Genomic DNA, 26,752 nt, shown 5'->3' on the forward strand with positions numbered 1-26,752 from the left:
GCCGCTAAGGTTTGGCTGGCACTGGCATGATACCGTTTATTCATCGCACTTTGCAGACTGGATAGCGAGAATAGTTGGGGACTGGCACTCTTTTTAGCCTGCTTTTGCACGTCCTTGATTAAACCGCCCTGTGAGCCTTTCTGAACGTGTTTAGCTTGCATGAATGTCATTAGCCCTGTTTCATCTTTAAACCGCTGATAGGGGTCTAATTTTGCGACGAATTTTTGCTGATTGGCTAAAATTTCCGCATTTAGTTCAAAATAGGGTTCCGGCTTAAAGTTTTTGATTGCCTGGTCTCTTTGATAGACCATATATAAGGTTGGCGTCTGTACTCGACCAATCGAATACACCCCGCGTACCCCGTTTTGTCTTAATAACAAAGTATATAAAGGACTGCCATTCATACCAATTAACCAGTCACTAATTTGACGGGTTTGGGCTTCTTTATAAGCCAAATAGTCTTTGTGCCAATCACCAAGATTTTTAAAGCCGGTAATAATCGCGTCTTTTTCTAGGCTATTCAACCAAAGGCGCTTAATCGTTTTCGACTTAACATCAATATGCGCTTGGTTCATGATCGACCACGCGATATTTGACCCTTCTCGGTCGCTATCTGTGGCAACAATCACTGTATCTGCTTTCGTTAGTAAATCTTTGACGACTTTAAACTGCGTTTTCTTATCGGTTGGCACGATAAACTTGTATTTATCGGGGAAAATCGGTAAATTAGATAGCGCCCATTGCTTGTACTTTTGATCGTATTTTTCTGGTGTTGCTAATTCGACCAAATGGCCGAATCCATACGTGATTACAGTATTTTGGGGCAAAACAGGGTCACTAACCGTATAGTAACCCTGTTTTTTTGTATGCTGTTGAAATGCTTCTACGTATGAACGGGCTTGACTGGGTTTTTCAGCTAAGATAACAGTGGTCATGTTCGTTCACTCCTTACGATTCAGTTTCTGTTCTAATTCTTCTTTGCCTTGGTTCGCACTATCCAACCAGGCTTGTTTTCTAAGTGCTTGCATGTCCTCTTGTTTGACCTGCTCATAAGCCTGTTGACGTTCCTTTAAGCAATCTTTGTAAGCTTTATGTTCACTTTTAGCTCCGCTTCTTAGAATCATGACTAGGCCACTGCCACCCACTAGCAAAACGATTACTTCAAGCCACAGGCAAGCTAAAACTTCATATAGAACTAGCAAACCTCCCATAACGATGACGAACCATTCTAGTGATCGATACAGATAGTAGAAGATTAAGTGGTCAAGTGGAGCTCCTTTAAAAACATTGACATGCGAATCAACTCGCCACTTCGTTTTTATTTTTTCTCGCCACTTCATTTAAATAACCCCCCCCTTTTGGCCTAATGCTTTATTCTATTTTTTAACATCCTCATAGCCCCTGCTAAACCGCCTTTAGTAGCACCAGTCGAACTCCAAAAGTCCTCGACAGCTTTCGGTGTATGCAATACTAGCCAACCCATACCAATCGATAAAGCAAAAGCTCCAATTCCGTTGCTAACCCAATGGGTAACTCCCCAAACACATAGGGTCATGGATAACACTTGTGAGAGCATAGAAGCGTTTAGGTAAATTAACTTCTTCCACCAAGTGCCACTATAATCCCAAGTCTCGGTTGCGATACTGATGGCCGCAAACGGGATTGTTAGATAGAACCAGGCTATATCAGCCATAAAGATACACATTTTGAAGAAGAAGAACACGGTCACTATCGCAAAGAATCCTAATAATATCAGTGACATAACCGATCCTATCGCCAATGTTCCACCAATATTTTTTGAACCGGTAATCATTGAAGCCGTATATTTACTATTCATTGAAAACATAAATTTACCGAGCGGAAACACGATTGCTTTCAGTAAAAATCCTTGTAAAAAGACCATGACCGGAATTGCGGCAGCTGATTTAAGACTGTCCATCACAATATTAGCCCAAGTAACATCAGTACTTTCATCGGCCTCTTTTAGCAAAGTTCCTACAATTCTTCCCAATACAACAACGACCACTAGGGACGTCGCAAAAGTAAGAAAGATTGCATACCATTGATCTAGGACGGTTTCATGTTGACCAATTTGATCGAAAATAGCTCTGCACCATGATGTTATACCATTCATGGCCCCACTAAAAACGCCTTTAAGCCATTCATTAATAGCACCCGAAATTTTATCGCCTAAGACACTTGCCAAAACTGGGTGGAAATAAAGACTTTTCATATTTTAGCCTCCTTTTTAATCATTAACCCAACATCTTTTTGTGCCTTACTTTTAAGTCTTGATCCATGCTATCCTGTAGATTTTCTTCTTCATCATCAGTTGTCTGATCAGCTTTTTTGACCTGGTGCTGTGCTTTAACTGTCTGATTCCACTTATCTACCTTATTCTTAAAGTTGGTTTCTTGGCTGGCTTCTGGTTGGCCTTGATAATCGTTCTGTGACAAGTTAACCAAATGATCAGCCCCCGGAAATAGTTTAAACTGGAACGCTTTTGTCGCTTTGACTGGTCGGGCATTACTAAAGATTAATAAGCTCTGATCTTCGGGCATACGCATAATTTCATCGGGCGTCATGAGCGAACGGCTCGTATAGCTGTAACTATCGCTCTTGCTGTGGCTTTCTTCCTTGCTATGACTGGTACTCTCACTACCGGTTTCCACTTTGACGGTTGATTTTCCTAACAGATCACTAAAGTATTTAGCGGTCACGTCATTAGCAGCATTTAAGCAAATTTTAACCGCGTGATTACCTAAGATACTTTCGGCCTTATCCTTGCCATACAAGGCTTGTAGCTGGGTTAAGGTCTGACAAATGGTCGTCACGCCAATACCGTACCCCCGGCACGTCGCTAGAAATTCTTCGTACTTAGGAAACTTCCCTAAATTGACAAATTCATCAAGGATAAAGTCAACTTGGTGGGGCAATTTAGCGTGATGATCGGCGGCTAATTTGTATAATTCATCAAACAATTGTGAGAAAAACAGATTGATGAAGCTTTCATAAGTGTTATCCATGACGGGGATAATCACGTATAGCACCACTTTGTCATTGCCAATCTCTTTTAAATCAAAATCCGAAAAGCTGGTAAAGTCGGCCACTTCTTGATCGACGAACTTCGAAATGGTCGCCAACAGGCTTTCAATAATGCTGGCTTTCATTTCCCCCTTGGCCTTTTTGAACCCTAACTCATAAGCGCGTCTTGCTGGATCAGTCATAGTTAGCTCAAGAAACAAGGTGTCTAACGGACTATCTGCGCCCTTTTCCTCGGCCTCCACATCGTTTTCTTGTAAGACTTGCGTTACACCGGCCAAATTCCTTTGGTCGGGCGCACGGTGGTTCATCACAAACAGGATTAGTGCCTTCAAAAGTTGCCGCTGGGTACTGAACCATACGTCTTTTTTGCCTTCGGCATTTTCACTCTGAACGATCTTCGTGGCGACGGTTTCAGCTTGAATATCCCGTTGAATATAATCAAAAGGATTGTAGCGATCACTGTGCGCCATGTTGGCAAAGTTGACGACATGCACTTGATAACCCTGGGCTAGTTTGATACCGGCCGTCTTTTCGTATAATTCACCTTTCGGGTCAGTTACCACAATGCTGTTCTCCGTTTCGTTAAACAGGTTGGTAATGACGACTGACTGGGTCTTATATGATCCCGGGCCACCAACCACGAAGATATTTCGATTCGGCTTGGTACTGTTATTCTGGTAAACAATCTGTTTATCCACGATCCCTAAAATGGTGCCATTCATGTTAATCTCCTCCCTTCGCTGACTTTTCTCGATCCACTAATGATTTGAGAATTTCGGCCTTGGTACTCTTGTTAAATGCTGTGGTGAGGTCTTTAGCATTGATACTAAAGTAATGGTCACTCAATTCTTTTAGATTACCCCAAGTCGCGCTCCCGTGGGTTTCAGTGTCTGCGGTTTCCCACGCTTTGTGCTTGCTATTGCGCTTCAAAGCAAAATAGATGGTGTATAGGACCACGGCGACACTGACAATAATTAGTACTGGGTTCTTTTGGCCCAAATACAAGTTGTAATAGTGCCAAGGGTGTAAGGCTAATTGTTTTAATACGGTTGGCATATGATCTGCAAATGCCAACTTATAGCGGGACAAGGCCATGACAGAGCCAGCTAAAATCTCCGCTAAATACAAGCCAATGATTAGCGTTAGTAGGTACGGCCAACTAGCTTTAACGCTGTTTAATAATTTGTCTTTCATCTAATCACCTACTATCTGTTTAATTCTTTGTTGGTTGGTGCCGGTGTACCGTTGCTTACCATGGATCAAGGTTGGTACTGACGTTAATTGATATTTTTGAATGTAATGCCGATTCTGCGGTTGATTCATGTTAATCAAGACGATGTTGTGACTGATTGCGTTGTGCCAATAAATTTGATGGAAAATAGACTGACAATCCGGGCAATCATCGCGATAGAAGAACAACACTTTTTCAGGGTGCTTAGCCAGCGTCACGATTGGTCGCTGCTTTTCTACGTGGTTGACATATTGATGACTGGCAAACCCGCCAACGGCTAAAACCACCACGATTACCGCTAGGGCTTTACCAACCCGCTTAATTAAGGTCACTGGCTTTGAAGCTACTGCCTAAGTTTTGGACTGCGGTGATTCGATTCGTGGTGGTATCGAAAGTCACTTGATAAAGCACCGTCGCCTTTTGCCAGTCGTTGTCGCCACTCTTACTTTCATAACTGACGACGGCCAAGCCCTTCATGTTTTGCCCCTGCTTACTTTGTGTATACAGGTTCAGCTGATCTAATTTGGCTGAAACACTATTGCTATCACCATACGTGCCTTTATTTGAAAAGTATTGCTGGTACAATTTGTCGGAAATCAAGTCTTTAACGCCATCTTTACGCTGACCGTAGGTCTTGGGCTTGAAGTTATTCATGACGTCAAAGAACTTGGTGACCACCGTATTAAAGCTCAATTCAGCCTGACTTTTGTCCTTATTATTTTGGTAGGTCTTATAACTGTCAATTTGGGTGCTCAATAACTGCTTTTGTTGGTTGGTTTTAGTCAATTGCCGGCTGACTTGACGCTTTTGTTGTTGTAAGCGACTAATCTGTTGTTGTGCCTGCTTAATTTGGCTATGTTGATAGGCATTCGCCCCTAATGACATGATTAAGATCAAACTACCAATTGCAATACTTAAAACCATGCTGCGTTTCATTTGCTCGTCCTCCTTACTTCTTGATTGGCCGGGCTAACGTCACATCGCTACCGTTCAATAAGCTATAAACGCGGTGCCAAATGTGCTTTCGTTAACCTTGTCGCCGACACCACCTTGCTCAATGATTTTGGTGGCTTTCCCTTGCCACTTGTCTAACAAGATTGCGGTGTGCCCATTGTTCCCGGCCCCGGCACCTTGATTAACAATCACAATATCGCCGGCTTTGGCGTCATTTTCACTGATCTGTTTCAGATATTGATGACTGCCTTTGGCGTCACTTGCCATCGTACCGGTAAACCAGCCCATGTTGGCCGGTACCTTGTAACCAGCTTTATTAAGCGCTAACCAGACAAAGCCCGAACAATCCGTCCCACCGGTTTTGTTAGGGTTCTTTAAATCGCTACCTAAATCGGGGCTGGGGTGGGTTTGCACATAGTAGAAGTCACCTTTCATACTTTCCGCATTTTTGACGATACTACCGCCGGAATAGCTCGGGTCACTATCACAACCTAGTTCGGTCAGATCGCCTGAACTTGCATTATCTAACGTATTACCGGCCACGGGATCACTTGCACCCAACACGGAATACCAATGATCGGCATACCCGTATCTTTGGCTTAAATACCATTGTTCCGGGTTCTTACTCATACCCTCGTAATCCATTAACCAAGATTTGGTCGCTTTATGCACGTCCGTATACTTAAAAATCTGCTTGTTTGACGCATAGTAACTACTGTTCAATTCTTGATCGAGATAGTCCAACTGCACGCCGAGATTAGTCGCTGGTTTGTTTTCTTTGTGGGCTAAATCTTCCAACTTATCCTTTCGACCACCTAACCACTGGGCTAAGCCCGTGGCACCGGAACTTGAATTAACCGAATTGGGATCAAGGCGACTTTCCAGTTGTAAGACCCCCAAGATACCGGCGGCCGCTTGTGGGGTGGCGCCATACTTCTGTTTCCAGTGCGCATAGATATTTTTGGCATTTTCTGTCATGCTCTTACTATCCAATTGCGTCTCTGTGGTGGTTGAGTTATCACAACTGTTTTCTTGTAGCTGACCAGTAATCGCGGCAATCAGCAAGACGATTAGCAGAATGGCACCGCCCACAATATAAGCAATCAACTTCCACTTCTTTTTCTTATATTCAAGCGACAATATCTGCATTTAATCACCCACTTTGCGCTTGGCCTGATCAACTTGTTTTTGCGCTGCTGATTGGTCACTCTGCGCATTCTTTAAGTCCGACTTGGCTGAATCCACCTTCTTGTCTTTATCCTTATCTTTACTGCCATCAATCTTGTTGGCGTCATCTAACTTCTTTTGCGCGTCGCTAACTTCGTTCTTAGCGGAATTGAGACTTAATAGCGCTTTGAGATACTTGGCTTTAGGGCTGTTCACGCCGGCTAATTTGGTTTGGACAGTCTGGGCGTCTTGCGTATCGTTATGGGCGAGGAAGGCTTGTCCCATTCTCAATAAAACATCAGCGTTCGTCGTAAAGGATAATTGGTTATTAAGCGTATTGGTATCATAATTAACAATCGCTTTTTCGAGTTTCAACTGGTCTTTTTGCTTGCTTGTCGCCTTAGTTGGCAATTCCCACTTGGCAACCTGCCCACTATCCTTGTTGGCATAAGCCATGTTGACAACCTTATTCAACTGGCTTGGATCAACCTTTAAAGCTTGCTGGTACTGACCATGCTTTAAAAAGACATTGACTTGCTTAGTTGCAGGGTAGCCGGCCCGTTGCATATCTTTTTGCGCTTCTGACCACTTATGATCATTTAAAGCAGTTTGAATTTGGCCGCTATATTTTAATCGTGTGACCTGGGCTTGGTTCTGGTTAGCTAAGCTTTGATACTTTCGTTCGTCACTTTTATGGACTAAACCGACAGCCAAAACGGCCACAATCGCCACTCCGGCCACGCTCAACCATAAACGTTGTTTGGTTTTCTGTTGGGCCGTTTCAACTTCCTGCCATTCGTGATAACTTACAAAGTCCTCAATGCTGTTAACCACTTCCGTTAACTCATTTAACGACGTAGCTTTAGCTACTTGTTGTAAATAGTCATCAGGGTGTTTAGCTAGGGCTTCTTTAGGATTGCTTAGTAGCCGTTCATAGGGCGTCCCCGTCAAGCAAAATAGAATCAGCGCTTTGTATTTGGCTAAATTGCTATGTTTGTCATCATAAGGCATGAGTTCATTGGCGCGATAGGCGTACCAAACATGTTGCATGGGGTAATACCACAGATTAGCTGGGTTCAATGCAACGTGATACTGGCTATCAGCAACCACCTTTTGCGCCATGATTTCTTTCGCAATGGCCGCCCGGATTGCCTTATTCTCATGTGGTAATTCCTTTAATGATCTGACCTTATCTGGCAAGGTATAAGTTAAAACGACCTTTTGGTCTTGCTCAACCACGTTAACCAACTGCAAAAAATTGGCATCAGCTTGCTTTAATTCGTTTAGCTCACTCAACTGATCATATCGAAACTGATTGTGATTGAGTTCGAGAATTAACTTGTTCCCTTGTCGCTTGAACGTGCCGACCTCGATATTTAATAGCTGATTTGATTTACTCATTTAAAGTCCCTCCTTCCTCTTCGGTAGTGGTCAAGGCGTCAATTTCACTTGGCGTCAGGATTACGCGCTTTTGATAATCCGGTTGAATGGCTGTCTCACGGTTGTATTTTTCTTGGTAAGCTTCGGGATCAATTAACCGCAATTCTTCTTCGGTCAACTCGACACACATAAAGGCGCGTTGGCTACCATAGATCATCAGGGCTTCACCTTGCCGGCGGCGCTCCAATAATTTCTTTTCTTTATCCGAGAACGTCATTCTCAACTTAGTAATCACATCATCAACGCCTTTACCGTCTAAACCGAAAAAGACTTTCGTATAGGAGTTACCAATAATGGCTTCACCTATATTTTGACCGGTATCAGTTGTTCCTTCGATCACATCTTGAATTTGCTGCGTTCCGGCAATGGCTCCGGCATTGTACTTTCTAAACCGCTTGTATGCTTGGTGGAAAAAGGTGGCGGCCGCTTTATGCAAGGTTAAAAAGTGAAATTCATCAACAAACAGTTTTTTGCGGCTATGCCGATCTTTAGTGATTTCGTCCCACAAATATTGGAAGGTATTTAGATAGGCGGCAGATTGGACTTCCTGTTCACTTTGTAGCGGTTTTAAATCAAAGGAAATGATTTTCCCTTTTAAGTTAACGTTGGTGTGGCCGTCAAATAGGCTATTAGAGCCATGGGTATAACTGCCTAAAATATAGTAGAAGTCTTTAACCCGACTGAATTTGTCAGTATCCTTATCTGCCAGTTTTTCCAACTCATCATAAACATTGGATAAGGTCGGCCACTGATCATCTTTAATTTCTTTTAAGCGGCTATATTTCAAAACGCCACTGTTGACGTAAGCTTGTTTAACGACATCATCAAGGATTGCCAGTTCAACTTGGGTAATCCCGGTTTTAAGGACTTCAAAGAACCCCTTTAATCGCTGGATTTTGTCTTTGACTAGTAAATCAAGGTTCGTGACCGCTTCATCAGCGCTGAGGATTTCTTCGGAAAAGATTTGGAGCGGATTAATTTTGTACTTAGCATTCGAGGTTAGATGTAAGACCGCCCCACCTAGGGCTTCAACAATCTTGGTATATTCGTTTTCTGGGTCAATAATGTAAAGCTGATAATCTTGAATGGCGTAGCGTAAGATTTTCTGGATCATATAGGTGGTTTTACCAACCCCGGAAGTCCCGATAATGACTTGATTTTGATTAAGCGTCTTATTGCGATCCAGCATATCCACGGCAATTAAGCTGTTGGTATCTTTGTTAACCCCTTCAATATCGCTTCTCGGCTTCAAGTCCAAAATTTCCGCGTCATCAAAGGGAAACATGCTGCTGGCGACTTCGGTATTACTCTCTTTATAGGTGTAATCCCCCATGAGGTTCTCGTTAATTGGCATGGTTGACCAAAATGCTTGGAAAGTCGCTTTAACGGGCACCAAGGGCTTCATCTGTAGCTTAATCAAGGTGTTCTTGACGTTCTCGGTTAAGTCATCTAGTTCTGCTAAACTGTTGGCCCGTAGATAAATGAGCATATGTTGGTACACAAATGTGGTAGAATTATCAAGGTATTTATCTAGTTGCATGTTGGCTGAATCAATATAATTTTGCAGAATCTTCTTTTTATACGGGTCGAACGTATTGAGCTTCTGCGCTTCCTTATTTTGAATCGTCTTCTTGTAATAGGTAATCATTGAATTGTTACTGGCGCTGTCGATATATTGCACAATATCGATAACGCCTTTTTTGCGCTTTAACTCCGATAACCAGTTGCCATACACCCGCTTAGGATAGTCGGCAATCGCTAACACCCGAATAAAATTCTCGCCCGACTGGACGTAGGTGGGGTACTGTTCCCAGCTAAATGGAAATAGTGAATGCAAGCTATCGCGATCAATCAGCTTGGTAAAGTCTTCAACCTCCGGTTTATGCTTATTAACTGCTGGTTCACTATTTTGCTGACTTTCTTTCTTGGTTGGCATGAACAAATCAATGACCTTATCACCAAAACTCATACTGTTACCTCCTATCCATTGAAATTGATTAAGTTCTTTAAAATCTCTTGAACTTCTTGACTAGTCAACACTTTGGCCGTCACATCAAAGTCTGTTAACGCATTTTCAATATCCCGCTTAACCTGTTCGATCTTCTCGTCTAAGTGGGTGACGGCTAAGCTTAAGCTTTTAACGCTTTTGTCCTTAATCGGCACCTTAACGATTAGCAGGTGTTGCTTAGTCGTCATGTTTTTGGATTCTTGGACTTTAGTAAAGTGGTCCAAATAACTGGCTATGAGCTGGATTTTGAACTGTTGCTCGGGGTGATCTTTTTGTAAAGCGAGATACCGCCGTTTGAGACCATTGAGATAAGCTGTCATATTGACGGGAATTGTCGGCTCTAAGAACTGTAAGGTGTCATCAACCCCTTCACCTAACGTACTCATGAGAAAGGCGCCATAGTCCTCAAAGACGTCTTGCTGTTCGGTTTCATTAAGTAGATCAAGGTTGATCCCACTAACTTCCAAAATTCCAACGAGATTACCCGTTTTGGTAACTTCGTAGTTACCATACATACCCACCACCAAGCTCATGTCATCAATGGTCTCTTTGCCACCATTGATTCTAGGCGGTTGGTAATCCCAATCGAGCTTCGCTGATTTATTGGCGGTTTTGCTCTTCTTCAAACGCATTTAGTTCACCTCGCTTCTTCGGTTTTAAATAAAACAGTTTCTGGCCATTGGCATAGCGGCGTTTTAACTTAAAGTTATCCCGCACTTTAATATTCTTCCGCGCCGCAACTGGCCGAATTGTTAAAATAGCCATGACAATCGTCATGGCTAAGACAACAATCACTATTTTTATCAGGACTAAAATTAGGCCATAGGGTGGGATCGCAATAAAAATTAAGCCCACTAGTCCTGCCAGCGCCGCATAGCCAAAATCCTTCAAGGTGTAGTCTTTCCAGATCCCATAATCTTTATCTACGTTCTCTGGAAAGATAAATTCTTTTCCTTTCTTCATTTTGGCAGGCTCCTTTTTAAATTAAGTGAATAGGCTGTAAACCCAAGGTAATAGCCAGATAATCGCTGCCGCTAGGGCCACTAAACCAGCCACCCGACCAACCGCGTGATAAACCTCTGATTTCTCTCGTGGATCGTCTGCGTCAGGCATTCTTTTGATAATAATAAATAGCGCGACACAAATCCCAACTAAAACGACCAAGCCAGTTAAAATACCTTGAATCGTCTTACCAGCTTGAGTTAACTTGCTTTTAACTTCGCCGCCGTCCGCCGCCAAAACAACCTGGGCGTTCATCAGCCCTAAATAAATCGCAGTAGCTCCAGTGGTTGCTAGCGCTTTTACTTTGCTGAACTTCATGTTATTCCTCCTTTCCCTCGTCTTCTGATGACCGTAATTGAACTTGTTCTGCCTGGGTTTGCTCGGGTTCTCGCTGATAGAATTTGTCCAATTGCTCCTCGGCAATTTGCTGGCTTGGTAATGGGTCAGTAGCTAAATTAACGCGGCCATTTTCACTCGTGGCTAAGTAATACTCCTTTTCTGACTGACCTAGCTCTTGGGTCTCTAAGACATGCAAATTATGTTCGTAACGGCCTAAGGCGTTATCAACTTCTAAGCCATAGAAGCCTAAGAAGCCTTCTAAGAAGCTTTCACCAAAAAAGGTCATTTCGTTTTTGATCTGCTTATATTGATGGGTCGGTTTGTCACTCACCAATTTTTCAGTCTTTTTAGCATTGTGACTGTCTTGATGGCGATTAAACCAGCCCCTAAGTTTTAATGGCGGAGTTTTTAGCTGACGTTTAATGGTCTTCTTAATCATTGCTCGACGAACTTCATCGATTGGCTGGCCGTCTTGATCTAAAATTGCTTGTAACTGTTTTGGATCAGTCAATGCTTGGTCATCATCAACCACAATCGCCTTTTGATCATCATGAACTAGCTTGCCATTAATGCCTTGCCAGCTTTCTACTTTCATTGGATCACCTCCTTATGTTGTTTGTTGGGTTAGAAATATTAAACAACTAGCTTTCCCCTAACCCGCCCGGTAAAATGGATTATTAGGAGGGTAACACCTAGAAGGCGTATTTCTAGGTGCTGATCCCCGTTAGCAACTTCACTGCTTACGAGGACGCCCTCTTTTTTTATGTGGTTTTTAACCCACTCTATCCCTTCATCAGATATTAATTTATTGGTACCTGAACCAAGCAAAAATTGATCAGGGAACTCTGGATGTCGTTTGATCCAGTTGCTGACATAATTTCGGCCACGCCCCAGCTTATGATTAGCTTGCGTTAGGCTGTACCATTCCTGATTGCCTGTCACATGTAAGTTCTCCTTTCTTAATTTAGTCATAGTTTAGCACTAAAAGGTGTAACTTACACCATTTATTTTTTTACATTTAGGTTACAAATGCATGCCCCCATCTTCATGCCGGTTTCGAGTTTGGTGTTGCCGTTGCTTTTTCGTCATTTCCCACTCGGTCTCTTTTAGTCCACGTAGTTGCTGCTTTCTTAGATAGTCCGTATTTTTCGCATATAAAATGGTTATTAAGGCTTCGTCCAAAATATTCATCAGGTAATTTTTCGGGCTAGTTGGGTGGTAATTAATGGCCTGATAGTCCTTAACTTGAGCTTGCTTATATTGGTCAAACCGGGTTGCCTGTTGTTTCAAATGGGCTTGCACCATTTCAATTTGTTGGTGATCCAACTTAGGATCTTGGCCACATTCGCCGATAAACAGTTGCCGGGTGCCATCATGTTTTAAGACCCGTTGTAGCCGATGGTCCTGAATATCTTTTAATTCAATTTTGCCTAACAGGTAATTTAAACCGGCTTGGTGTTGCTGACTAGTAAAGACTACCGGTGGCTGCTGTTGTAATTGACTAAGATCATCGGCGCTTAATGGCTTTAATTCTGGGTCATAGTAAACCACAGCGGTATAGATTTGCTCCTTGTCAATCGTCTCTAGCTTATCGAGGTCACTGTCCGGAAAAGCAGTCGTTAGAATGCTGTCATATTGGGTTTGCACCACGGCTTTAACTTCCCGCATAACCCGTAAATCTTTCACCGCTTTAGAAATGAATTCGAGTTCGTTAGGTTCATAAGCGGCTAGCATGCCCCGATCAGTATGCTTCAAATCGTCTAACTGGTGACCATGTTTGGCTAGTACCGTGGTTAATTGCTTCTCAATCGTCTGGACTTGCTGATTAACTAACTGCCAGCTGGTATATGGCCGCTTGGTAAACGTCAATAATTGCTGGGTTAATAAGTCGTTTCGAATATCCGCTAACCGTTCTGCCAATTCGCTACCTTTAAAAATCGTTTGTTCGCTATTAGTCTCTTTAATTAGTTCCCGTCGTTCAGCCGCGGTTGTCTGTTCAAAATCAAGTTCTGGATATAATTTTTTAGTTGCTCGTTCCACCACTTTATTTAACAACTGATTAGCTTGTGCTAGTGATGTCGTTTGCTGGTCAATAGTCAGCAGTTGCTTAGTTACATCTTCACCAACGGCATGTTTAATTAATAAGCTGTTTTTCCAATTAAACAGCATGCGCTGTTTATCGTCTAAATGCTCTAAATCGACATAGGTTTTCAGTTGTTGACTTAGGTGGCTAATCGTGTGCTTTTCGGAAAATGATAACTCGTCAGTTAATGCGTCAAAATGTTCATGATTTCGGATCTTTTCGTTAATATTATGATACTTAGCTTGAGTGCTTCTTTGTGCTCTAACTTGTTGATTAAATGCTTTTCTGTTTTGTCGTTGACTGTTAATGCCTTCGTGTTGGGTAGGTGTCTCTTGAATTTCTTGATCGACAAATGATTTTTCGCTAATTCGATCGGGAATATTTTTTTGTGCTAAAGACTGATTAACACTTGTTGCCCAATTATGCCGCCACTCATTAATTTTTTCCTTTTTATCCCAATCAACTAACCAAATTTTTCTTTGTTTTGGGAACCCACTTTTAGTTAGAAGTTGCTTTCCATTTTCATCTTTAATGTACTGCGTTTTTGCCTTTAATCCCCAAGTACCATCGGGGTTAAAGGGCCGATTAGTTAACATCACATGAGCATGCGGATTATCCGGGTGATCACGATGAATTGCTACGTCAGCTACCATACCTTGATCGACAAAATTATCTTGCACGTATTTAGTTAATAATTCTTTCTGTTCATCTTCGCTTAATTCTACCGGTAAAGCTACGTTAAACTCTTTTGCATACCGTGAGTTTGATTTACGATCTTTCTTTTCAACTTCATTCCACAACTTCTCCCTATCATTCGCCCATTCCGGTGCATTTTTTGGCGTCAAAATAAAGCTTTCTGGCATTACCGATCGGGCATAGAAATATCGGCGACCTTCTTTATCATCAAATAATTTTTCACCACTTCGATAAGCAGCACTGGCAATGGCACTTCGTCCTTTTCCAGCACTAATATTACTAAAACTCATATGAAAAATTGCCATGTCGGTCACCACCTTTCTTTGGGTATATGGGCTTGACTTTGTTGTCGCCATCGGCGACTTCTAATACAGGTTTTTGGGGGTTAGCACAACATAGAATTCATTCTATGTGTAAGTGCGCATTGACCTCGTTTCACTCGGTCTGCTGATTCTCCTGAATTTACTTTTAGTGTATGCCTTCCGCTTCGCTATTTCAACTTTTATACTTTGACTTAACGTTTCCTATATGATATAGTTTCAGTGATTATTTCTAATATGATTGGAGGGATCGTTATGTCTCAAAGTAACTTAGAAAAACAAGAAGCTAAATTAAAAGCCCTTAATCAAAAAATTAAGGACGAAAAAAATAAGATTGAACAACGGCTAGGTAAACAAATCATCAGTCAAGCCAATTTAGATTATGCTAATTTGTCTAACGATCAGATTAAGCTTTTAGCTAAGCAATTTTCTGAATTTTTAAAGGTAAAGTCCGTAGATCATTAGCCATACGAGATGGGGAAATTCCATGTCTAATCAATATGAAAAACTAGTCGAGCAGCAAGCGCGTTTAAAACAAAAAATTGAGCGGGAAGATTTTAAATTACGGCAATCTAAATACTATGAAAGCCGACAAGACCGCAAAGCACGTTCTCGCCGATTAATTCAAAAAGGGGCTTTGCTAGAAAAATACTTTCAAGCTGATAACCTTTCGGTTGAACAAACCGAAGAACTTTTAAAAACATTTGCTGACTATGTTAACGCCCATAAACCAAATAAACTCAAAAACGATCAGCCTAATAACTAGGCCGATCGTTTTTATTTTCTGAATTATTCATGGGATTTCTAATTTTTAAATCTGGATTATTTTTAACAAAGTCATTTAGTTGTTTCTGTATAGCTGCCTCAAAGGTGATTTTGGGATTTATCCAAGGAAAGTTATGCAAATTATTTTTGATCACTTGGTCATGTTCTCGTCTGTAAACTGACACAAATTTTTGGCTATTATCGTAGATCACGACATTATCAGCTTTGAATGCAACTATTGCTAAATTATGATTTGATTGATTATAGCGTTTTTTAACAATTTCATCTGGTACTCCGTGCCCACCTTTTTTGACCCGTTCATGAACCCGATTAATTGCTACTCTTTCGTTTTTTTATGCCACGTATAAAAGCGTGACCTCAAAACCATTTTGGTGAGCCCGCTCGATTAAATTTAATTGTGCCTTTCCTTGGCCAGCTAAGGTTGTTTCAACATGAATACTCTGCCCGGTATCTAAAGCCGCGTGGGGTTGTTTTATTTCTTCGCGCATTGCCCTAACGTTATCACGATCTTTATGCCAATCGCCACCCATTTTTTGTAGGATTTCATCGGCATTTAATCGTTTGGAGTGAGTAAATAATTCGGGTCTCGCGCGATATAAAGTGCTTTTACCAGCACCGTTTATCCCAGCCACGATGATGTATCTCTTTAGCTCACTCATGTTAAATCACGAAATGCTTTTCGTTGATAATTTGCTCTTGGCGTTTATCTAAGAGGTAAGTGTGTAACGCGTCAAACAGCTTGCGTTTATCAGGATCTGGATTATGGGCTGCTTGCTCCCAAATGTCTTGAATATCGACTGCCCATGGGTCAGCCAACAATTGATCAATTGTTTCGACTTCTTTGCTGGATTTGGTCATTTAAAAAGCTCCTTTCACATTCCCTTAGTTCAGTCATCGCCAATTCAGCCACTCAAGGTGCCTATTTTTGCTTCTAAGCGATTTTAAAACGATTTTAATATAATTATGCATGTAACACTTAAAACGGCTTAAATGAGCTTATATGGCGTTTAATTCCAAGTATGCTCGTTATCAATATTTTGTTCTTTAGGGTGTTTGGCCGCATATTCTCTAGCTGCTTGTTGGTTCCACCAAACACCAAATAGGTTTTGCATGGTGCCGTACAGGTAGTTCTCAACATTCTTGATATGTTTCTCATCGCTTCTTAGGGCATTAAAATAGCGTCTTAATGTTTTGGTCATCATTTTTTTTAAATCAGGGTCATCTAATATAATCCATACGCCTAAATCCTTATGTTCTTTTTCAACAGCATATTTAGCGTTTATGATAATGCCAATAAAGCGCCGCATTTGTTGCGGGGTACGGCACCAAAAGCTAAGTAGTTGCACTGCTTCTGGTTCTAAGAAGACCGGCAAACCATTATCTTCGTCAGTTAAGAACTCATCAGCATGTTTTACTAAATCCCGATTTTGGGCTTCAATTTCAGCTGGTGAAAAATTGGCTGTGGAAAAGTCCAACTTTTGAGTATCTATATTGTATCTATCTTTATCTTTTTCTTTAGGTTCTTTATATAGATTAAGTCCATTTTTTGAACTTCCGCTCGTAGCAAGGGTTTGCGGGGTGTCGTCAACGAACTTATGCGGAAGTTCATTTTTTGAACTTCCGCTCGTAGCAAGGGTTTCAACGGTCTCCCGCGGAAGTTCATTTTTTGAACTTCCGCTCGTAGCAAGGGTTTGCGGGCTATTTTGACCATATTCACCGCGTAAATAGACATCGGTGGCTTTGACATCAAGTTTGGAAAGGTATAAACGGTTCGGTTCATTCTTTTTAGTTTTCGGGTTAAAACCCATTTGTTTCTGAACGAGTAATCCGATTGATTCCAGCTCTGTTTTTGTTTTGATGGCTTTTCCCTTTGAGCAATTAAACAAGTCCATTAGTTCTTGGTTGGTAAAGATAAAGTAAACATGACCCTCACTATCAACCCAGTTATTGCGCAAAGAATACTCTAAACGGTCTTTGAGGACCATATAAGCTAATTTAGCGTCATTGCTTAAATGTTTGTATTGATCGCCATACATTAATACTTTAGGAAATTGGAAAAATAAGGCTCCATATACGTTATCGGCTTCATAGTAATTGAACTTTGTTGATTTTGTCATAATTAAAACTCCCTTTCTTGACTGACACACGCTGTCTCAAAAGAGAGTTGCTAAAACATTTGATTTGCTTTAAAATACAAATCTGATATGCTCTAACTGAATTACAAAGCCTCACGGCTAAATGAATGCTTTGTAATTTACCAGCATGTGTCTATTTGTGAGTTGCCCAGTCGGCAACTTTTTTTAATTGCTAACAACAAAAATGGACTAAATAGCTTCGGTTAGCTACTTAGTCCATTGGTTTTAATTTGTGTTTTTTAACTATCCTTAACTTGTCCTTACGGGCTGGTTTGCGGTATAATTAACTTACAAATTAAGAACAACGTTCAGACGATTTTAACTTGCCGGTCTAAATCGTCTGAATCTAAGTAGCTGTCTGTTAGCTACTTGCTAAACCTAAAATCCCTGATTCCTCGTGAATCGGGGATTTTTCTGTTTAGCTTGATCTTTGTATTCGGTTGTTAAATTAGTCTTAGTCTAGCATAGCGCTTACCTAGCAGCAACTTTATTTAGTCTTGTATACTTTGCCAGCTTTTGGTTGAAACCAGTAAGCAATAGAAGATACCAGTAAATACTCAAATAATATAAAGACACTAAAATGCTTGGCCGTATTAATATCAAAAGCACTAAATATAAGGAGCATAAGTAACCCGATGAAATAAGTGATAAACAGGGACATTATTTGTAAAATTCTTACGACAATACGACGATTACCACTGATTCTTTCAAAGAAAAGTTGTAACCAATATTGCATTGGAAATAACCACTGGCGAATAAAAAAGCGGTCATCTACTAGGTGCTTTTTGGCAATTCCAATGGCTGGAATTATCCAAAAGACAATAAGGCTGGCAAGCAAAAATGTAACATTTATTGAAATTTCCATAACAACCCCCCCTTAAAGTGACATCACATATTTTTTATAAGCTCATTTAAAAATTTGGAGGCAGACTTAAAATTATGTTCTTTAGCCAGACCATCAAGTCTTTTGCGTGCGCTAGGTTGAAGTGAAAAGGTATAGTTCTTAGTACGTTCCTCTTCATCTTTAAAAACAGGAATAACAAGTTTATCTTTAGTATCAGTTTGCTGTTCTGTTTCATTTTTTTGTAGTGCCTTTTTTATGTTTTTGTTCTCTGGATCGAATGCCATAGGTAGTCCTCCTTTATAATTCACATGTATACGTATTGAATATACATGTGATTAACACGTGTACAAAGCATTTATAACTTTTCCGTGATTTCATTAAATGTTTTGTCCATACTATCAAAAAATTCATGTTGATCAATATATGTTTTGTGGTCTTCAGCCATTTTTGAAAGAGATTTTTTATCCAACGTTGAACGATTGAATAGCTCCTTTTCTGGAACTGTAGCCAATACACTGGGATCGCCTTTTAAGGCTTTTAATAACTCGCGAGATGATCTTGTGTTGTGTTTAATCATGTTGGCGATAAAAAATAATTTTGTCGTGACATAAGATTTTCTAGTAGAGTAATCAATGGCTTCTTTGCGTAATTCGTTAATTCTTTCTTCTAGGTTAAATTTTGCATTATACCCATGTTCGCTAGGTGTGATTGGACTAAGGATAGCATTACTAATGATTACTGCATTCTTGGTAGCAGTAGAAAAATCTGGGTGACAATCCAAAATAATATACTCGAATTTTCCTAAATTTAAACGTTCATAATTATCTGACAACCACATGTAGAGGAACATGTTTTTGTTAGTCTTATTTTCAATGGTCCGCTCAATATCGTCAAGGTGCATGTCTCCGGCAATTAGACTAATATAAGCACTTATTTCATGTATTTTGACTTTCCCTCGATCTAAGAAAATGTTGCCAACGGTGTCTTGATTGTCGTAAATGTTGTAAGTCTGGGTTAAATTACTTTGGTGGTCTAAGTCAATAAATAAAACATGCTTGCCATTTTTTGCTAACCATTCACCATAATTAAAAGCTAGGGTAGTTTTACCAACGCCGCCTTTTATAGCTGAAAATGTAATAATTTCCATTAGTTTCCCTCCTCATACATGCTAAGTAAGCTTAATAAATATCACTACATGTATAATAGCGCGTAGCACGTATATTTGCAAATGTTACATATGATTTATATTCATGAATGATTAGTATACACTAGCTAAGTGTCCTATCTCTTGATATTAAGCTTTTTACGATATCGAATAAAAGTTGTCCGCTTGATCCCGGTATTCCGAGCAACGTCTATGTCACTCATGCCTGCCTGATAAAGCTTAAAAGCATGTTGCAAGCGGGGATCGTCTTGGGTGTATTGGGGTTTGCGCCCATGATATTTACCCTGCTGCTTAGCTAAGGCAATCCCTTGCTGCTGGCGCTCAATGATTCGCTTACGTTCACTTTCGGCCTGATACTTATAGAGTTCAATAATCAAATTGGTCATCAGTTGCCGTAAGTTAGGATCAGCGATTCCTGTCATGGACGGTAAATTCAATACATCTAGGGTGGCCCCCTTATTTTGAATGGAGTTCATGATCTTAGTCAAATCCTGGTTGTTTCTGCCTAAGCGATCTAATTCAGTGACCAGGACAATATCGCCCTCGCGAATATAGGCCAGCATTTTTTGCAATTCTGGCCGATTAGTGTTAGCCCCACTTAATTTATCCGTAAATAATTTATCAACACCTTTTAAAGCCGCTAATTGTCGATCTAAATGTTGCTCCTTGGAACTCACACGCGCATAACCGATTTTAGCCATTTCCAATTCCCCTTTTGGACAGTTCTAATGAACACTTGTAATTCCTAGTATAGCACAGAAATAAAAACGGCCACTAGGGTATACCCTAGTGGCCAGGTTCTTACTTATACACGACTTTAAAAGTTTCACAGATACATGGAATTCGATCTGTGAATACTTTTCCAGCCTGATAATATTCCTTTTCAAAAAAATCTTTATGAACCTTTCGCCAATATTCTAAGCTTCGATTTCCTTCACCTTCAAGGTAAGCATGATCGTTTATTTCCTGGTCAAAATCGTGCTAAAAGGTATCGAAAAAATGGCAAATAAAAGAGGTCATTTATACTGTATTTAAGGAAAATAGCCCCCAATATCTACATTATAGATATTGGGGGTTATTCTTTCAACGTTTTCGAGGGGCGATTTGGTAAAAATGGGCCCTTAAAAATATATAGCTTACTTGATCTTCCCATTTTCCTGGAAGATCTTTTTTGTTCGAAAATAATCCGACAAAAATTTGTTTTCTTGTTTTTCTGTGCTAAAATTAAGCCGTCTACTCGAACGTGTGTTCGAATATTGAGCAAATAATTTTTAAGGAGGTTGAATCAGAAACTGCTTACTCATTTGATAGCTTGTTCGTTGTAGGCGCTTATGGTTGCTAAACAACACAGAAAGGACGATTTATGTATGGATGAAATGGTAAAAGAAACACAAGTCTGGCTCAACAAAACTTACGGTAAAGTTTCTGGCTTTGGTAAAGTACCCGAGGACGGTAATACTGGTTGGAACACAGTTTATGGGTTAACTAGAGCCCTGCAACACGAATTAGGTATCACAGATCTAGTTGATAATTTTGGCCCTTCAACTGCCGCTAAATGGGATACTCAATTTGCTAATAAAGTTAAAACTGGCTTTAAGCACAATGTTGTTAAAATAATCCAAGGTGGCTTTTGGTGTAAGGGTATCAACCCTGAAGACTTTACCGGAGAATTTACTACTAACACGGCTGCTGCTGTCGTTGAATTAAAAAAAGACGCCGGTATCAAAGACACCAGCGCCAATGTAAACTCGGATATTATGAAAGCCTTGTTGACAATGAGCGCGTTTGTTTTAGTTCCTGGTGGGGACGCTAAAATCCGTTCAATGCAACAACAGCTTAATCATGATTATCAAGCTTACACTGGTATTTTACCATGTGATGGAATTTATCAAAGGGATACGAACACTGCTTTGATTTATGCTTTGCAGTCAGTGGAAGGTATGGATACTGGAACTGCTAATGGTTATTATGGTCCTGGTACGATCAATAAAACACCAACTGTTAATTCTGGCGCAACTGGGGCAATCGTTAAAATTATTCAATATGGTCTTTACGTTAATGGTTTCTATTCAGGCGCCTTCAATGGCCAATTTACACAAAATGTTGCCGACGGTATAGTTTCCTTTAGAAAATTCATGAAGTTGCCTCCTTATACTTCAACTGCTGACCTAACTGTGATCAAAGGCTTATTAACTAGTAATGGTAACACTAACCGATCTTCAGATGGTGTCGACATGGCTACTCAAATCACATCAGCTGCTACGGCTAAATCACTGAAAGCAGCTGGCTATAACATTATCGGCCGTTATTTGACAGGAAGCGTCGGGACTGGTGCTGATAAACGAGCGAAAAGAAAAGAAGGAGAAACCAAAGAAATCTAAAAAACCGAGCAAGCAAAGAAAAGTTCCGATGATTAAAGTTGGCACGCATAAGAAATTAACCTTTGTTTTATGGGTTTTATTGATTGGTAGTGTCGGATTTGGAATCTATAAAAATTTTACTGCCATTGACACTCATACTGTCCGTGAAACAGAAATCATTAAACAGCAGATTGTCGATACCAACCAAGTAGAAAGTTTTGTGAAATCCTTTGCGAAAGACTACTTTTCGTGGCAACAATCCCAAGAAGCCATTGATAAACGAAATGAGAAATTGACCCATTATTTGACGGAAGAATTGCAGGTATTAAATGAAGAAATGATTCGTAAGGATATTCCTACTAGTTCTAGTGTGAACGATATACAGGTGTGGCAGGTTTCTCAAGTGAATGAGAACACCTTTGAGGTACTGTTTTCTGTTGAACAAGTTATTACCGAAGACAAAGACAAGGAAACTATATCGTCTAGCTTTCATGTGGTTGTCCATATAGATGAATCAGATAATATGGTTATTATCAAAAATCCGACAATGAGTAAGAAACCTCAAAAATCGGACTACCAACCCAAACAGCTAGAAAGTGACCATACAGTAGATACAGAAACGATGGACGAAATCATTAGCTTTTTAGAAACGTTCTTCCAGCTCTATCCTACCGCCACAGAAAAAGAATTGACTTACTATGTAAGTAATCATGTGTTACCTATGATTAACAAGGAATATGTTTTCGAGGAATTGGTGAATCCTATCTTTACCAGAAAAGATAACCAAGTAATCGTGAATGTCGCTGTGAAATATTTAGATCAAGAAACAAAGGCAACCCAAATCTCGCAATTTGAGTTGATATTAGAAAAACAAGATAATTGGAAGATTGTAAAATAACAAATATTGGTACATGATTACAGATACTTTGTAATCATGTACTCTTTTTGATAAAAAATTGGAGATTCCTTTACAAATATGCTCTTACGTGCTATTATTTAAGTGACTATTTAAAAGGAGTTAATAAATATGCGGCAAGGTATTCTTAAATAAACTGTCAATTTGATAGCGGGAACAAATAATTAGATGTCCTTTTTTAGGAGGGCTTAGTTTTTTGTACCCAGTTTAAGAATACCTTTATCATGTGATTCTAAAGTATCCAGAGAATATCTGTATGCTTTGTATACCTATGGTTATGCATAAAAATCCCAGTGATAAAAGTATTTATCACTGGGATTTTTATGCCCTTTTGGGTTTTTGAATGGAGGAAAATCACATGAAAATTATTAATATTGGAGTTTTAGCTCATGTTGATGCAGGAAAAACTACCTTAACAGAAAGCTTATTATATAACAGTGGAGCGATTACAGAATTAGGAAGCGTGGACAAAGGTACAACGAGGACGGATAATACGCTTTTAGAACGTCAGAGAGGAATTACAATTCAGACAGGAATAACCTCTTTTCAGTGGGAAAATACGAAGGTGAACATCATAGACACGCCAGGACATATGGATTTCTTAGCAGAAGTATATCGTTCATTATCAGTTTTAGATGGGGCAATTCTACTGATTTCTGCAAAAGATGGCGTACAAGCACAAACTCGTATATTATTTCATGCACTTAGGAAAATGGGGATTCCCACAATCTTTTTTATCAATAAGATTGACCAAAATGGAATTGATTTATCAACGGTTTATCAGGATATTAAAGAGAAACTTTCTGCCGAAATTGTAATCAAACAGAAGGTAGAACTGTATCCTAATATGTGTGTGACGAACTTTACCGAATCTGAACAATGGGATACGGTAATAGAGGGAAACGATGACCTTTTAGAGAAATATATGTCCGGTAAATCATTAGAAGCATTGGAACTCGAACAAGAGGAAAGCATAAGATTTCAGAATTGTTCTCTGTTCCCTCTTTATCATGGAAGTGCAAAAAGTAATATAGGGATTGATAACCTTATAGAAGTTATTACTAATAAATTTTATTCATCAACACATCGAGGTCCGTCTGAACTTTGCGGAAATGTTTTCAAAATTGAATATACAAAAAAAAGACAACGTCTTGCATATATACGCCTTTATAGTGGAGTACTACATTTACGAGATTCGGTTAGAGTATCAGAAAAAGAAAAAATAAAAGTTACAGAAATGTATACTTCAATAAATGGTGAATTATGTAAGATTGATAGAGCTTATTCTGGAGAAATTGTTATTTTGCAAAATGAGTTTTTGAAGTTAAATAGTGTTCTTGGAGATACAAAACTATTGCCACAGAGAAAAAAGATTGAAAATCCGCACCCTCTACTACAAACAACTGTTGAACCGAGTAAACCTGAACAGAGAGAAATGTTGCTTGATGCCCTTTTGGAAATCTCAGATAGTGATCCGCTTCTACGATATTACGTGGATTCTACGACACATGAAATTATACTTTCTTTCTTAGGGAAAGTACAAATGGAAGTGATTAGTGCACTGTTGCAAGAAAAGTATCATGTGGAGATAGAACTAAAAGAGCCTACAGTCATTTATATGGAGAGACCGTTAAAAAATGCAGAATATACCATTCACATCGAAGTGCCGCCAAATCCTTTCTGGGCTTCCATTGGTTTATCTGTATCACCGCTTCCGTTGGGAAGTGGAATGCAGTATGAGAGCTCGGTTTCTCTTGGATACTTAAATCAATCATTTCAAAATGCAGTTATGGAAGGGATACGCTATGGTTGCGAACAAGGATTATATGGTTGGAATGTGACGGATTGTAAAATCTGTTTTAAGTACGGTTTATACTATAGCCCTGTTAGTACTCCAGCAGATTTTCGGATGCTTACTCCTATTGTACTGGAGCAAGCCTTTAGAAAAGCTGGAACAGAATTGTTAGAGCCATATCTTAGTTTTAAAGTTTATGCACCACAGGAATATCTTTCACGGGCATATAACGATGCTCCCAAATATTGTGCAAATATCGTAAATACTCAACTGAAAAATAATGAGGTCATTATTATTGGAGAAATTCCTGCTCGATGTATTCAAGATTATCGCAATGATTTAACTTTTTTTACAAATGGGCTTAGTGTTTGTTTAGCAGAGCTAAAAGGATATCAGGTTACCACTGGCGAACCTGTTTGCCAGACCCGTCGTCTAAATAGTCGGATAGATAAAGTAAGATATATGTTCAATAAAATAACTTAGTGCGTTTTATGTTGTTATATAAATATGGTTTCTTATTAAATAAGATGAAATATTCTTTAATATGGTAGATTGTAAAATTAATCCGAACGCTGTTCGGACAAAAAAGATCAGCTTCCTTTAAAATGGTGTTTACCACTATTTTCAGCAGTTGCAGTATTTTTACCGCTTTGACCAAGCACAATACTTAATTCACCTGTATAATAGATTACGCAGGAAGTTTTAAGGGCGGTGGCTGTCTTTTCCCTTGCGAGGTGAGGCCCATGGGAACATGGAATAATCTTCAGGAAGGTTTCACAGTCAATGAGCGTCTTCCAGACTCTCTCGTTGATGTTGCTGTTTGCAATGTTTATTTTAGCGTTGCTAACATACATCGACAAAAGGAACAAATAAAAAAGCCGCCCCGATTATAACTTTGGCGAGTTACGGGACGACAGTATCGTTTAGTTAACTAATGCCACCGCCTTTGAAGCGGCTTGCATGGGAAGTCTTGTTAGCGCAGGGCTTCCTTTTTCTGTCTCCATTATAGCATGCCCTTTAAAAACTGGCTAACGTTTCAGACTTTGATCAGATTCAGGATCAGGTTGTTTGATTCCCGGATTCTGTTCAGCAAATGCTTGCAGCTGTTTTTGCGTTCGATTACTGATTTCATGGTGTACATCATTTAATTTATTTTGTAGTTCTGATTTTTGTTGTGGATTAGTTGCTTGCTGAACTTGTTGTTGCAAGCTTCGATAGGACTTATTAAGTGTTTGGGCTGATAGCTTTTTTAAATCATGCTCAGGCTCTTTTGGGGCTTCTTGTAAGCCTAATTGTTTGGTTAAGCCATCGCTAAGCTCAATCACTTTGTTGCTAACTTGCTGGATTTCACTTAAAGCGCTATGGATCACGGCTTTATCTTTCGCCCAGGTAGCCACATAACCGAGTGAATAGTTACTGGTATCAACGCCAATATTTTGCATGGCGACATATGCAACCGCTTCGGCTTGGGTTTCCTGATAAGCTCGTGGCCGATCTTTAAAGGCTGATTTTAATCCGTGTAGCTGGCTATGCGCATATTCATGATATAACGTCTTTAGTTTCAAAGCATTGTCGGGCTCATCACCGCCAATGACGATTTCATTAGTGCTGGGTTGAAAATACCCCTTAGCCCCATTTAGCGTCGCTAAAGGCACTTCACTGACTTTAAGGTCGGTTTGCTGGTTTAAATAATCTTTGAACGCGTTATATAAGCTTGCCACATTCTGATGATCGGCCAAATTTTCTTTGACAAAGTCTTTAGCGCTTAGAACAGGGTCACCGCTAGTTTGTGCCACGTCGAAGATGGGCAGGTAACGATAACCCACAATGGCCCGCTCATCGGTGGTATCAAGGCGCTTTTGCTCAGCGGGTGTTAATTTCTTAATAATCGGGGCCGCAATTCGAATGGACTTAGCGCCCTTATTAACGGTGCGGTTAAAATCTGTTTGCCATTGCTTAAAACCCGCAACTTGCGTGGCTTGCGGATTTTGCGCATAAATCAAGTCAATGTTTCTGGCGCTATAATGATGAAATTTAGCCAGGGTATTAAGATACTGTTTAAATCGGTCACTATCGGTTAATTTTAGGATTTGTTGTTCGGCTTGGGCGACTAATTGCGCTTTCCAGGCTTTAACGTCTGCTTTACTCGGCATTGTCTACCCCTCCTCATCTTCAAAAATATCATTCAGTATGGGAGCTACTTTGGCTTGAATCGGGGTCGTGCCATAAAGGGCAACGTAGCCATCGGCTAATTTTTGCCAGGCCACTTGATAATAAGCGCCGTTACCAGTGATTTCTTTTAAATACTTGTAGGTTCCTTTAGTCTGCAAAACGGGTAATTCACTCCCAATGACTGTTAATTCGTTATCCATATTTATGATCTCCCTTTCGTTGCTAATCTCACCCGTTGTTTAGGTTTACTTTTAGGGTTGTAAAAGTGAACCTAAATGACGGGTTCACCAACCG

At 40.0% G+C, this 26,752-nt stretch carries 30 protein-coding genes and 3 pseudogenes; 7 read left to right on the top strand and 26 right to left on the bottom strand.

The features are described 5' to 3' along the window. The 16 genes and pseudogenes from EKM93_RS12665 to mobQ form a co-directional block, all read right to left on the bottom strand. On the bottom strand, positions 1-935 hold a 935-nt coding region (locus EKM93_RS12665), incomplete at its 3' end, for a DNA topoisomerase (RefSeq protein WP_263853587.1). Positions 936-941: 6 nt separating this feature from the next. Further along, positions 942-1,340 carry a hypothetical protein gene (locus EKM93_RS12670; protein ID WP_125591049.1) on the bottom strand — a complete coding sequence of 133 codons (399 nt, stop codon included), beginning with the start codon at positions 1,338-1,340 and terminating at the stop codon, positions 942-944. Positions 1,341-1,363: 23 nt separating this feature from the next. Next, positions 1,364-2,233 (bottom strand): conjugal transfer protein TrbL family protein, encoded by an 870-nt coding sequence (locus EKM93_RS12675; RefSeq protein WP_062688611.1) that lies wholly within the window; start codon positions 2,231-2,233, stop codon positions 1,364-1,366. Positions 2,234-2,255: 22 nt separating this feature from the next. Further along, positions 2,256-3,767, bottom strand: coding sequence for a VirD4-like conjugal transfer protein, CD1115 family (locus tag EKM93_RS12680; protein WP_125715945.1), 1,512 nt, complete (start codon positions 3,765-3,767; stop codon positions 2,256-2,258). 1 nt (position 3,768) lies between these two features. Beyond that, positions 3,769-4,239, bottom strand: a complete 471-nt coding sequence (locus EKM93_RS12685) for a hypothetical protein (protein ID WP_021349293.1) — start codon at positions 4,237-4,239, stop codon at positions 3,769-3,771. Next, on the bottom strand, positions 4,240-4,608 hold the full coding sequence (locus EKM93_RS12690) for a thioredoxin family protein (RefSeq protein ID WP_019875123.1): 369 nt from the start codon (positions 4,606-4,608) through the stop codon (positions 4,240-4,242). It lies immediately after the preceding gene. Continuing rightward, positions 4,595-5,212, bottom strand: a complete 618-nt coding sequence (locus EKM93_RS12695) for a hypothetical protein (RefSeq protein ID WP_019875121.1) — start codon at positions 5,210-5,212, stop codon at positions 4,595-4,597. The genes EKM93_RS12690 and EKM93_RS12695 overlap by 14 nt, the downstream gene beginning before the upstream one ends. A 13-nt stretch (positions 5,213-5,225) precedes the next feature. Continuing rightward, positions 5,226-6,379: pseudogene (locus EKM93_RS12700) on the bottom strand (phage tail tip lysozyme). Then, positions 6,380-7,798, bottom strand: a complete 1,419-nt coding sequence (locus tag EKM93_RS12705; RefSeq protein ID WP_034528466.1) for a type VII secretion protein EssB/YukC — start codon at positions 7,796-7,798, stop codon at positions 6,380-6,382. Continuing rightward, positions 7,791-9,806: a VirB4 family type IV secretion system protein gene (locus tag EKM93_RS12710; RefSeq protein WP_125715946.1), complete on the bottom strand. Its 2,016-nt coding sequence runs from the start codon at positions 9,804-9,806 to the stop codon at positions 7,791-7,793. Before EKM93_RS12710 ends, EKM93_RS12705 begins: the two co-directional genes overlap by 8 nt. A gap of 11 nt (positions 9,807-9,817) precedes the next feature. Next, positions 9,818-10,477 carry a TrsD/TraD family conjugative transfer protein gene (gene trsD / locus EKM93_RS12715; protein WP_125715947.1) on the bottom strand — a complete coding sequence of 220 codons (660 nt, stop codon included), beginning with the start codon at positions 10,475-10,477 and terminating at the stop codon, positions 9,818-9,820. Beyond that, positions 10,446-10,808, bottom strand: coding sequence for a hypothetical protein (locus EKM93_RS12720; RefSeq protein WP_014216295.1), 363 nt, complete (start codon positions 10,806-10,808; stop codon positions 10,446-10,448). The genes trsD and EKM93_RS12720 overlap by 32 nt, the downstream gene beginning before the upstream one ends. Positions 10,809-10,829: 21 nt before the next feature. Then, on the bottom strand, positions 10,830-11,165 hold the full coding sequence (locus EKM93_RS12725; RefSeq protein ID WP_015474618.1) for a CagC family type IV secretion system protein: 336 nt from the start codon (positions 11,163-11,165) through the stop codon (positions 10,830-10,832). A 1-nt stretch (position 11,166) separates the two neighbouring features. Then, positions 11,167-11,781, bottom strand: a complete 615-nt coding sequence (locus tag EKM93_RS12730; protein ID WP_125715948.1) for a hypothetical protein — start codon at positions 11,779-11,781, stop codon at positions 11,167-11,169. 38 nt (positions 11,782-11,819) lie between these two features. Next, a complete protein-coding gene (locus EKM93_RS12735) occupies positions 11,820-12,158 on the bottom strand; it encodes a hypothetical protein (RefSeq protein ID WP_011222043.1) in 339 nt (112 codons plus the stop codon). 51 nt (positions 12,159-12,209) lie between these two features. Further along, positions 12,210-14,270 (bottom strand): MobQ family relaxase, encoded by a 2,061-nt coding sequence (gene mobQ / locus EKM93_RS12740; RefSeq protein WP_125715949.1) that lies wholly within the window; start codon positions 14,268-14,270, stop codon positions 12,210-12,212. Between the two features lie 252 nt (positions 14,271-14,522). On the opposite strand from mobQ, the gene EKM93_RS12745 reads away from it, so the two are divergent. Both EKM93_RS12745 and EKM93_RS12750 read left to right on the top strand, forming a co-directional pair. Beyond that, a complete protein-coding gene (locus tag EKM93_RS12745; RefSeq protein ID WP_003555660.1) occupies positions 14,523-14,750 on the top strand; it encodes a hypothetical protein in 228 nt (75 codons plus the stop codon). A gap of 22 nt (positions 14,751-14,772) precedes the next feature. Continuing rightward, complete coding sequence (locus EKM93_RS12750; protein WP_057904517.1) at positions 14,773-15,051, top strand: hypothetical protein; 279 nt, start codon at positions 14,773-14,775, stop codon at positions 15,049-15,051. On the opposite strand, the pseudogene EKM93_RS12755 reads toward EKM93_RS12750, so the two are convergent. The 8 genes and pseudogenes from EKM93_RS12755 to EKM93_RS12790 all read right to left on the bottom strand — a co-directional run bounded on the left by EKM93_RS12755 (position 15,041) and on the right by EKM93_RS12790 (position 20,178). Beyond that, positions 15,041-15,730 (bottom strand): annotated as a pseudogene (locus EKM93_RS12755) (zeta toxin family protein). The gene EKM93_RS12750 and the pseudogene EKM93_RS12755 overlap by 11 nt on opposite strands. A gap of 1 nt (position 15,731) precedes the next feature. Continuing rightward, positions 15,732-15,929, bottom strand: a complete 198-nt coding sequence (locus tag EKM93_RS12760) for a hypothetical protein (RefSeq protein ID WP_057868195.1) — start codon at positions 15,927-15,929, stop codon at positions 15,732-15,734. 149 nt (positions 15,930-16,078) lie between these two features. Beyond that, positions 16,079-17,188 carry a replication initiator protein A gene (locus EKM93_RS12765; RefSeq protein WP_125715950.1) on the bottom strand — a complete coding sequence of 370 codons (1,110 nt, stop codon included), beginning with the start codon at positions 17,186-17,188 and terminating at the stop codon, positions 16,079-16,081. Between the two features lie 505 nt (positions 17,189-17,693). Beyond that, positions 17,694-18,071, bottom strand: coding sequence for a hypothetical protein (locus tag EKM93_RS12770; protein ID WP_062688638.1), 378 nt, complete (start codon positions 18,069-18,071; stop codon positions 17,694-17,696). A 23-nt stretch (positions 18,072-18,094) separates the two neighbouring features. Continuing rightward, positions 18,095-18,334, bottom strand: coding sequence for a hypothetical protein (locus EKM93_RS12775; protein ID WP_041095869.1), 240 nt, complete (start codon positions 18,332-18,334; stop codon positions 18,095-18,097). 71 nt (positions 18,335-18,405) lie between these two features. Beyond that, the gene (locus tag EKM93_RS12780) at positions 18,406-19,197 is read right to left on the bottom strand and encodes a ParA family protein (protein ID WP_016527412.1); all 792 of its coding nucleotides are present in this window, start codon (positions 19,195-19,197) and stop codon (positions 18,406-18,408) included. A 134-nt stretch (positions 19,198-19,331) separates the two neighbouring features. Next, entirely contained in the window at positions 19,332-19,916 is a 585-nt protein-coding gene (locus EKM93_RS12785; protein ID WP_002415392.1) for a recombinase family protein, read from the bottom strand. 100 nt (positions 19,917-20,016) lie between these two features. Next, complete coding sequence (locus EKM93_RS12790; RefSeq protein ID WP_081919925.1) at positions 20,017-20,178, bottom strand: ASCH domain-containing protein; 162 nt, start codon at positions 20,176-20,178, stop codon at positions 20,017-20,019. A 404-nt stretch (positions 20,179-20,582) separates the two neighbouring features. Between EKM93_RS12790 and EKM93_RS12795 the strand changes: the two genes are divergently transcribed. The 5 genes and pseudogenes from EKM93_RS12795 (at position 20,583) to EKM93_RS13775 (ending at position 25,159) form a co-directional block, all read left to right on the top strand. Further along, positions 20,583-21,596: a glycoside hydrolase family 25 domain-containing protein gene (locus EKM93_RS12795; protein WP_011117013.1), complete on the top strand. Its 1,014-nt coding sequence runs from the start codon at positions 20,583-20,585 to the stop codon at positions 21,594-21,596. A 28-nt stretch (positions 21,597-21,624) separates the two neighbouring features. Further along, entirely contained in the window at positions 21,625-22,473 is an 849-nt protein-coding gene (locus EKM93_RS12800; RefSeq protein WP_004256734.1) for a conjugal transfer protein, read from the top strand. Between the two features lie 313 nt (positions 22,474-22,786). Further along, positions 22,787-22,834, top strand: a pseudogene (locus EKM93_RS13820) (hypothetical protein); the annotation flags it as partial. 15 nt (positions 22,835-22,849) lie between these two features. Continuing rightward, entirely contained in the window at positions 22,850-24,769 is a 1,920-nt protein-coding gene (gene tet(M) / locus EKM93_RS12815; protein ID WP_000691737.1) for a tetracycline resistance ribosomal protection protein Tet(M), read from the top strand. A gap of 327 nt (positions 24,770-25,096) precedes the next feature. Then, the gene (locus EKM93_RS13775; protein ID WP_230083882.1) at positions 25,097-25,159 is read left to right on the top strand and encodes a putative holin-like toxin; all 63 of its coding nucleotides are present in this window, start codon (positions 25,097-25,099) and stop codon (positions 25,157-25,159) included. A 155-nt stretch (positions 25,160-25,314) separates the two neighbouring features. Here EKM93_RS13775 and EKM93_RS12830 read toward each other — a convergent pair whose 3' ends face one another. Further along, positions 25,315-26,439, bottom strand: coding sequence for an ArdC-like ssDNA-binding domain-containing protein (locus tag EKM93_RS12830; RefSeq protein WP_125715952.1), 1,125 nt, complete (start codon positions 26,437-26,439; stop codon positions 25,315-25,317). Positions 26,440-26,442: 3 nt separating this feature from the next. Next, positions 26,443-26,658: a hypothetical protein gene (locus EKM93_RS12835; RefSeq protein WP_063488833.1), complete on the bottom strand. Its 216-nt coding sequence runs from the start codon at positions 26,656-26,658 to the stop codon at positions 26,443-26,445. Positions 26,659-26,752: the final 94 nt, after the last annotated feature.

This window comes from Agrilactobacillus yilanensis, assembly GCF_003946725.1.
GTDB lineage: Bacteria > Bacillota > Bacilli > Lactobacillales > Lactobacillaceae > Agrilactobacillus > Agrilactobacillus yilanensis.

Coding starts and splice junctions, on each gene's coding strand:
- EKM93_RS12720 (WP_014216295.1), bottom strand. CDS start 10,808: ATGAAGAAAGGAAAAGAATTTATCTTTCCAGAGAACGTAGATAAAGAT.
- mobQ (WP_125715949.1), bottom strand. CDS start 14,270: ATGGCAATTTTTCATATGAGTTTTAGTAATATTAGTGCTGGAAAAGGA.
- EKM93_RS12830 (WP_125715952.1), bottom strand. CDS start 26,439: ATGCCGAGTAAAGCAGACGTTAAAGCCTGGAAAGCGCAATTAGTCGCC.
- trsD (WP_125715947.1), bottom strand. CDS start 10,477: ATGCGTTTGAAGAAGAGCAAAACCGCCAATAAATCAGCGAAGCTCGAT.
- EKM93_RS12785 (WP_002415392.1), bottom strand. CDS start 19,916: ATGGCTAAAATCGGTTATGCGCGTGTGAGTTCCAAGGAGCAACATTTA.
- EKM93_RS12770 (WP_062688638.1), bottom strand. CDS start 18,071: ATGGAAATTTCAATAAATGTTACATTTTTGCTTGCCAGCCTTATTGTC.
- EKM93_RS12670 (WP_125591049.1), bottom strand. CDS start 1,340: ATGAAGTGGCGAGAAAAAATAAAAACGAAGTGGCGAGTTGATTCGCAT.
- EKM93_RS12750 (WP_057904517.1), top strand. CDS start 14,773: ATGTCTAATCAATATGAAAAACTAGTCGAGCAGCAAGCGCGTTTAAAA.
- EKM93_RS12730 (WP_125715948.1), bottom strand. CDS start 11,781: ATGAAAGTAGAAAGCTGGCAAGGCATTAATGGCAAGCTAGTTCATGAT.
- EKM93_RS12775 (WP_041095869.1), bottom strand. CDS start 18,334: ATGGCATTCGATCCAGAGAACAAAAACATAAAAAAGGCACTACAAAAA.
- EKM93_RS12800 (WP_004256734.1), top strand. CDS start 21,625: ATGATTAAAGTTGGCACGCATAAGAAATTAACCTTTGTTTTATGGGTT.
- EKM93_RS12835 (WP_063488833.1), bottom strand. CDS start 26,658: ATGGATAACGAATTAACAGTCATTGGGAGTGAATTACCCGTTTTGCAG.
- EKM93_RS12685 (WP_021349293.1), bottom strand. CDS start 4,239: ATGAAAGACAAATTATTAAACAGCGTTAAAGCTAGTTGGCCGTACCTA.
- EKM93_RS12760 (WP_057868195.1), bottom strand. CDS start 15,929: ATGACCAAATCCAGCAAAGAAGTCGAAACAATTGATCAATTGTTGGCT.
- EKM93_RS12725 (WP_015474618.1), bottom strand. CDS start 11,165: ATGAAGTTCAGCAAAGTAAAAGCGCTAGCAACCACTGGAGCTACTGCG.
- EKM93_RS12745 (WP_003555660.1), top strand. CDS start 14,523: ATGATTGGAGGGATCGTTATGTCTCAAAGTAACTTAGAAAAACAAGAA.
- EKM93_RS12675 (WP_062688611.1), bottom strand. CDS start 2,233: ATGAAAAGTCTTTATTTCCACCCAGTTTTGGCAAGTGTCTTAGGCGAT.
- EKM93_RS12735 (WP_011222043.1), bottom strand. CDS start 12,158: ATGACTAAATTAAGAAAGGAGAACTTACATGTGACAGGCAATCAGGAA.
- EKM93_RS12780 (WP_016527412.1), bottom strand. CDS start 19,197: ATGGAAATTATTACATTTTCAGCTATAAAAGGCGGCGTTGGTAAAACT.
- EKM93_RS12695 (WP_019875121.1), bottom strand. CDS start 5,212: ATGAAACGCAGCATGGTTTTAAGTATTGCAATTGGTAGTTTGATCTTA.
- EKM93_RS12710 (WP_125715946.1), bottom strand. CDS start 9,806: ATGAGTTTTGGTGATAAGGTCATTGATTTGTTCATGCCAACCAAGAAA.
- EKM93_RS12680 (WP_125715945.1), bottom strand. CDS start 3,767: ATGAATGGCACCATTTTAGGGATCGTGGATAAACAGATTGTTTACCAG.
- EKM93_RS12705 (WP_034528466.1), bottom strand. CDS start 7,798: ATGAGTAAATCAAATCAGCTATTAAATATCGAGGTCGGCACGTTCAAG.
- EKM93_RS12765 (WP_125715950.1), bottom strand. CDS start 17,188: ATGACAAAATCAACAAAGTTCAATTACTATGAAGCCGATAACGTATAT.
- EKM93_RS12795 (WP_011117013.1), top strand. CDS start 20,583: ATGGATGAAATGGTAAAAGAAACACAAGTCTGGCTCAACAAAACTTAC.